Origin of the sequence: Chromatium okenii (assembly GCF_016583745.1) — a bacterium.
Lineage (GTDB): Bacteria > Pseudomonadota > Gammaproteobacteria > Chromatiales > Chromatiaceae > Chromatium > Chromatium okenii.
The window spans coordinates 24,478-31,315 of the sequence record NZ_NRRQ01000031.1 but is presented as its reverse complement, the minus strand read 5'-3'; the positions used below and the strand labels follow the sequence as shown (position 1 = coordinate 31,315).

6 protein-coding genes and 1 tRNA gene are annotated in these 6,838 nt (G+C 53.2%); 5 read left to right on the top strand and 2 right to left on the bottom strand.

Annotated elements, in window-relative coordinates:
• The 4 genes from CKO12_RS11400 to CKO12_RS11385 all read left to right on the top strand — a co-directional run.
• On the top strand, positions 1–2,132 hold a 2,132-nt coding region (locus CKO12_RS11400; protein ID WP_200154869.1), incomplete at its 5' end, for a DNA methyltransferase.
• A gap of 16 nt (positions 2,133–2,148) precedes the next feature.
• A complete protein-coding gene (locus CKO12_RS11395; RefSeq protein ID WP_200154868.1) occupies positions 2,149–2,418 on the top strand; it encodes a YkgJ family cysteine cluster protein in 270 nt (89 codons plus the stop codon).
• Between the two features lie 32 nt (positions 2,419–2,450).
• Positions 2,451–2,681 (top strand): type II toxin-antitoxin system RelB family antitoxin, encoded by a 231-nt coding sequence (gene relB, locus CKO12_RS11390; protein WP_207146352.1) that lies wholly within the window; start codon positions 2,451–2,453, stop codon positions 2,679–2,681.
• An 84-nt stretch (positions 2,682–2,765) separates the two neighbouring features.
• On the top strand, positions 2,766–3,389 hold the full coding sequence (locus CKO12_RS11385) for a V-type ATP synthase subunit D (RefSeq protein ID WP_200154867.1): 624 nt from the start codon (positions 2,766–2,768) through the stop codon (positions 3,387–3,389).
• 53 nt (positions 3,390–3,442) lie between these two features.
• Here the strand turns inward: CKO12_RS11385 and CKO12_RS11380 are convergent, their stop codons facing one another.
• Together CKO12_RS11380 and CKO12_RS11375 are read right to left on the bottom strand one after the other, a co-directional pair.
• On the bottom strand, positions 3,443–5,179 hold the full coding sequence (locus CKO12_RS11380) for an OmpA family protein (protein WP_200154866.1): 1,737 nt from the start codon (positions 5,177–5,179) through the stop codon (positions 3,443–3,445).
• Between the two features lie 99 nt (positions 5,180–5,278).
• Positions 5,279–5,351 (bottom strand) — tRNA-Thr (locus CKO12_RS11375).
• A gap of 194 nt (positions 5,352–5,545) precedes the next feature.
• Here CKO12_RS11375 and CKO12_RS11370 point away from each other — a divergent pair.
• On the top strand, positions 5,546–6,775 hold the full coding sequence (locus CKO12_RS11370) for a hypothetical protein (RefSeq protein WP_200154865.1): 1,230 nt from the start codon (positions 5,546–5,548) through the stop codon (positions 6,773–6,775).
• Positions 6,776–6,838 lie beyond the last annotated feature (63 nt).

Sequence of the window (6,838 nt, the reverse complement as noted above, 5' to 3'; positions counted from 1 at the left end):
CCAATCGCACCGCCGAAGATGGACATGATCTCGCGCAATGGCTGGATCATTTATTTCAAGTGTTGAATACGCCAGAACACCAACGCTTAATCACTTTAGATCAACAACTCGCAGCATTTCCTTATATTAACGGGCAGTTATTTTCTCAACGTTTGCCAACCGTTGCCTTTAATAGCGCAATGCGTGAGCAGTTATTAGCGTGCTGTCGGTTGAATTGGCGTGACATTTCGCCCGCAATTTTTGGCGCGTTATTTCAAGCGGTAAAAAGTAAAGCACAACGTCGCGCTGCGGGTGAACATTACACCAGTGAAGACAACATTTTGAAGTTGATTAACCCGTTATTTTTAGATGATTTGAAAGCTGAATTAGCGCAAATCGGCAAGCGCAAACAAAAGCTATTTGAATTTCAAGAAAAGCTGGCGGCGCTCACCTTTCTTGATCCCGCTTGCGGCTGCGGCAACTTTTTAGTGGTTGCATATCGGGAATTGCGGTTATTAGAATTGGAAGTCTTAAAACGGTTATTTAGTCAGAAGCACACGTTGGCAATTGGTGTCGGTGAATTTAATGTGTTATGTAATGTGCAGCAGTTTTATGGAATTGAAATAGAGGAATTTCCCGCCCACATTGCCCAAACTGCGCTGTGGTTGACCGATCATCAAATGAATATGGAAGTGTCGAAAGTGTTGGGCGTGTATTACAAGCGCATTCCTTTAACCCAAACGCCGCAGATTCGTCATGGCAATGCGCTACAAATGGATTGGCGCGAGTTCATTCAGCCCAGTCAGTTAAACTTTATTTTAGGTAATCCGCCATTTGTGGGTAAAAATTATCAAACCGCGCAGCAGAAACAAGATGTGGTGGCTATTTTCAGCGATGTAAAAGGCGTTGGCAATTTGGATTACGTCACGGCATGGTTTCGGAAAGCCACCGATTATATGATTGACAATCACGCCATTAAAACTGCATTTGTCTCCACCAATTCAATCACGCAGGGCGAACAAGTTGGCGTATTGTGGGGCGATTTATTGCGGCGCGGGGTGAAAATTCATTTTGCTTATCGTACTTTTTCATGGACGAATGAAGCCAAAGGTCAAGCGGCAGTGCATTGTGTGATTGTGGGTTTTGCGCTGCATGATAAAGAAAATAAACAGTTGTTTGATGCCAATCATGGGCAAGTGCAATCCGCTGCAACGGTTAAAAATATCAATCCGTATTTAATCGCTGCGCCCGATGTCGTGTTAATGACCCGTTCTAAACCATTGTGCGCAGTGCCGCCAATGATAAACGGCAGTAAACCCACTGATGGCGGCAATTTATTATTATCGCCGCCTGAAAAAGATGCGTTGTTAGCGAAAGAACCCGCCGCCGCACAATATCTGCGCCGTTTTGTTGGCGCGGAAGAATTTATTAACGGCATTGAACGCTGGTGTTTATGGTTAGTTGATTGTCCGCCAAGCGCATTACGCGCTATGCCAACGGTAATGCGCCGAGTTGATGCAGTGCGGGAAAAGCGCAGCGCAAGCGTTGATAAACAAACGCGAAAAGATGCCGATATTCCTTTTTTATTTCAGGAAATCCGCCAACCGCAGCAGAATTATTTATTGATTCCCCGCGTATCTTCAGAAAATCGCGCTTACATTCCTATTGGTTATGTAAACAGTGACGTGATTTGTGGCGATGCAAATTTAATGATTGTCGATGCCACGTTGTATCATTTTGGCGTGTTATCTTCGGCGATGCACATGGCATGGATGCGAGCGGTGGCGGGGCGTCTTGAAAACAGTTATCGTTATTCAGCCGGCATTGTTTACAATAACTTTCCGTGGCCGGACAAGCCGACTGATAAACAGTGCCAAGCTATCGAAAGTGCTGCGCAAACAGTATTAGATGTGCGAGCAGAATTTCCCGATCAATCGTTTGCTGATGTATATGATATGTTGGCAATGCCGCTGGAATTGAAAAAAGCACATCAAGGTTTAGATTGGGTGGTAGATAAAGCCTATTCTGCTGCAAAGTTAAATAATGAGCAGGAGCGGGTAGCGTTATTATTTAATTTTTATCAAAAAATGATGATACCGTTGGTGCCCACAATGAAACGGTCGCGCTCGCGCAAATCTTCAGTTTCACTCTAAAAAACATTGTATCTCAATGACCACGCCATCATTCACTTGTGACGATTGCACCGCAGCATGTTGTCGCTTAGAAGTACTCTGTTTAACCGATACGGGCGTCCCCTCGCGTTTCACCACCCGCGACCGTTGGGGCGGTATCGTGATGGCTCGCTTAAATGACGGCTGGTGCGCGGCGCTTGATCGTGACACGCTGCGCTGCCGCATTTATTTACAGCGCCCGCTGGTATGTCGTGAATTTGAAATGGGCGGTGTAGATTGTTTAGTGGAGCGCGAAATTAACCGTTGAATTTTTTATTTTGACCACTCACGGAGTTTAATATGGCTGTGATCTCGATTCAGTTGCCAGATGACATTAGCCAGCGTTTGCAACAGTTATCTGAATTGACTGGGCGCTCTCAAAACGATTATATGATCGAAGCACTCCGCAAACATCTTGATAAAATTGAAAATGTATATGTTGCAGAACAGCGCGTGATTGATAATCGTGCTGGGCGCAGTAAAACCTATACCCTTGATGAAGTGGAGTGCGATCTTGGTTTGGCGGATTGAATTTTGATCATGCTGAAAAAACTTGATTGAGTGCTCGTATTTCATATCATCATATTCCACTCATTTCACCACGCGAGAGCACCAATGGCGCAACAACTCATTAAAGTTCCACCAACTAAAAACACGCTGCTGAAATTAAAAAAGCAGGTGAAATTTCTTGAAGAAGGGCACGATCTTTTGGAGCGTAAACGCGAGCTGCTCACGCGGCTGGTTTACGAGCGGATCGGCGAATATCGCCGCCTGCGCGATGCCGCTGAACAGGCGCTGGCGGTCGCGTATCAGGCGCTGGCAATCACGCATCTGCGGCTCGGCAGTCGCGGGCTGCATCAGGCCGCACTCGGTGCCCAGCCGGTGTTGACGGTGGACATCTTGCCGCGACGGGCGCTCGGCGTGGAATATCCGGCGGTGACGAGCCAGCGGCTGCCGCTCAAACCGGCTGGTTTGCTCGGCACCGATGTCGGTTTTGATACGGCTCGCTCCACGCTCGCGGATGCTGCCGTGCTGCTGGCACAGCTCGCGGAGGTGGAAATTGCGTTGCATCGGCTGTTGGAGGAGCAACGCAAAGCACAAAAGCGGGTCAATGCCTTGAAATACAACATTATTCCGCGTTATCGCCGCACCATTCACTTTATTCAATCGTCGCTCGAAGAGGAAGAACGTAACACGCTGTTTCAAGTCAAGTTATTGCGGCAACGCGCCAGTGCGTGAGCTACAAAAAACCCCGCGTCTCGGCGGGGTTGATTTACAGAAAAATTGTTTATCTATTCCGCGACATACACCTCAACGCGCCGATTTTGACTGCGCCCGTTGGGGTTGGCGTTATCCGCAATCGGTCGCGCCGCGCCAATGCCTTCCGTCGTCACCCGTTCTGCCGCCACACCCCGCGCCAGCAGTGCCTGTTTCACCGCCTCAGCGCGTTGCAGCGACAAGGTTTTATTCAAATCCTCACTGCCGCTGCGATCAGTGTGACCTTCAATCCGCGCCGTCAACGTCGGCTGTTCCAACAGCAACGTCGCCAATTGCGTCACCGTCGGCAGCTCGCCACTGGGCAAACGCGCTTGCCCGGGCGGAAACCGCAGCTCGTCCTCTTTCAACCGCAGCAACAACCCGCGTGGCGTATAGGTCGCGCCGAGCGCGGCAAAGCCGGCATACAACGCTCGCACCTTGCTGACAGCTTGTTCCGCCTCGGTGCGCACGGTTTGCGCGGCTGCAACGGCTTGATCGCGCTCGGCAGTCAAGGCGGCAAGTTGCGCTGTCATCGCGGTTGGTTCCGCAGCGACCGCCGCCGTTGTTTCCACCGCTGGCGCAGCCGAGGCAGCAGCTTGAGCGGCTTGTAAATCACGCTCGACAGCAGCCAATTTCTGCTGCGTCGCCTCCAGCGTCGCCGTCAACGTCTGCAATTCATCCTGATGTTTTTGCAGCACTTGTTCACGTTCCTGCGGCACAGCAGCGATCTCTTGCCGGAGCGCAGCCAGTTGTTGCGCCTGCTCATCAAAGATCGCCTGCTGCCGCAAGCGTTGGCGCTCGTTCTCAGCCAGTTCATCGCTCGCGGTCGTCACTTGCGCTTGTGCCTGCGTCAACGCAGCTTGTGCATCAGCAAGTTGCTGTTGCAATTCAAAAATCTGCACCTGCGCCTCCGCCGCAGCGGTTTTCGCAGTCGCCACATCTTCGACAGTCTGCGTTTGTGCGCGTGCCGCATCAGCCTGCGCCTGCGCCAATTGCTGCTCCAATTCAGTCCGTTGATTTTGCGCAGTCAGCGTGTCGGTGCGAGCGGTATCCAGCTCGGTTTGCACCGTCTCCAGCCGCAACTGCACCTCCGCCAATTGATCGGTCAACGCTTGTTGATCGGCGGCGACGGCTTCATTCGGCGGCAACACGCCGGCAGCCTGCGCGAGGCGCAACATCTCGCTATCCAGCGGCGTGGTTCGCGCCAGCGTCACCCGTTCATTGAGATGATGTTCCAGCTCGGTGATGCGGGATTGATGTTCGGCGGTGGTATCGACGATGGTTTGGCGCAATTGATCGAGGCTCAATTTGGCGTCCACTGCCTGCGCTTTGGCTTCGCGATACATCGCTTCCAATTCGGTGCGAGCGATGTTGAGACGTTCCAAGCTGCCCTGTGCCTGCGCGAGTTGTTGCTGCACTGCCGCTAAATCGCTGGCAGATTCAGTTTTGAGCGCGGCAAGCTGGCGCTCCAAATCCGTTTTGGTAGCGGTGAGGGTATCAAGCTGTTGTTTTAACTCAGCTTGTGCTTGGCGATGCCGTCCTTCGAGGGTCAAAATCGCCGAGCGGATGGCATCCTGACCATCTTCGGGCTGCAAGGTGCGGGTTTCACCGGCTTTGATCCACGAGACGGTTTGGGCGATGTAGGTTTCCTTGTGCGCCAAGCGTTCCTGCAAGGTGCCGTCATACCAATCATATAAAACATACACGCCCACCAAGGCGAGCAGCAGCGATAACGCGGTGGATTTCCAGAATGAGGTGGTGGAATCAGCCATTGAAAAAACCTCGGCTTTGATGGCAAAAGGACGTATTAAACAAGCATAAAAAAAGCGGTCATGGCAATGAACCATAACCGCTTATTGTGTAAAAACTTGAGCCGAGGCGGGGATTCGAACCCCGGACCTACGCATTACGAATGCGTTGCTCTACCAACTGAGCTACATCGGCGAGTTGAGCGCGGCATTGTAAAGAAAATTGCCCGCAGTCTCAAGATGTTCATGCGGGTGGTGAGCAATCACAGCACCGCTGCCAGTGCTAAAGTAGCGTCGCTTGGCTGTGCTAACATACCGCAATTGCAGGTTTTTTCTGGCGCGACTAGCTCACGGCGGCGCTGTATTTAGGATCGAGATGAGGAACGAGTGGTGAATGTGCGTGTGATGACGGCGCTGAATGGTTTGGCAGTGGTGGCGATGCTGCTCGGCGGGTGCGCGGGCAATGCGACGCGAGATCAAGACCCGAATGGGTTAGGGGCGCTGCCGGATTTGGAGCAGCTTCCGCATATCACGCTCTCTGGTGCCGAGCGCACCGAGGTGAAGGCGCTGGCGATGGGAGCAGCGCGGAGCAAGGGCTGGGTGATTGGGCGATCAGCGGCAGATCGCATGGTGGCGCAGCGCCCGCTTGATGCGGGGATGTCGGCAACGCTGGGCGTTAAGCCAGCGGTGCTCAAGCCCGGCACGTTGTTGGAAGTGACTTCTTATTTCGTCGAAGAGGGCGGCGGGGTGTTGGTGGCGACGCAAGCGGCGGTGGTGACGCCCCCGCCTGCGCCAAAAAAACCTGCCGCTCGCACCGATTACACCGTTGCTTTGACCGATCCGCTCACGGAATCGCTGGCGGCGCTGCGTGAGGTGTGGGGCGAACATCAGGGACGGGTGGCGCGAGCGACGCCGCCTGCTGAAGGTTGGAAAGATGCGTGGAGCAAAGATGCCGCGCCAATTCAAACCCAAACAATTCGCTCGCCCGCTCCCGCGCCCGTAAAACCAACTCCACCGCCCGCGCCAGAGGCTGAAGATGCCGGAGATGCTGATGACATGACGCCGGTAGCGCGTCCGCCGTTGTCTGCCGCAGGCAGTCCCGCGCCGAAGGTGGCAGCGATTGCGCCGCCGAAACCGCAGCCACCCGCAGTGGTGAAAGCGCCAGCGCCCGTCGTCAAGCCCGTTGTGACTGCGCCCAAAGTGGTGCCACCAGTTGCGGTGAAACCTGCGCCGGCGAAACCAGTTGCGGTGAAACCTGCGCCGGTGACGACTGGCAAACCGGTGGTGGTGGTGACGCCGAAAACGCCAGTCAAACCAGCGCCAAAGGGTGCGCCGGTGGTGGAGGTGGCGCGTTCGGCACCAAAACCACCCGCCAAACCCAACAGCAGCATGATGGAATTGCCCAAGCCGCGCCCGGCTGCATCGACGGTGGTCAAGTCATCAGTGAGTTTTGCAGCGTCGGCAGAAAAATTTGCCCGCGAGCGCGGCTGTAAAGTGAGCAGTAAAGGCACGGATTTAGTGGAATCGCGGAAAGATGGCGAGATTCACAAGGTGCCGTGTGTGGGTGCGGATAGCATCTTGGTGAAATGTCAAAAGGGAAGCTGTAAGAGTTTGTTATAACTTTTGAGTTGGCGGTTGTCAGTTGAAAAACTAAAAAGTTGGTGGCGTGTTGTCACTCTTTTT

Bases quoted from the DNA above. Each gene is read 5' to 3' on its own strand.
- relB (WP_207146352.1), top strand. From the start codon at position 2,451: ATGGCTGTGATCTCGATTCAGTTGCCAGATGACATTAGCCAGCGTTTG.
- CKO12_RS11385 (WP_200154867.1), top strand. From the start codon at position 2,766: ATGGCGCAACAACTCATTAAAGTTCCACCAACTAAAAACACGCTGCTG.
- CKO12_RS11380 (WP_200154866.1), bottom strand. From the start codon at position 5,179: ATGGCTGATTCCACCACCTCATTCTGGAAATCCACCGCGTTATCGCTG.
- CKO12_RS11395 (WP_200154868.1), top strand. From the start codon at position 2,149: ATGACCACGCCATCATTCACTTGTGACGATTGCACCGCAGCATGTTGT.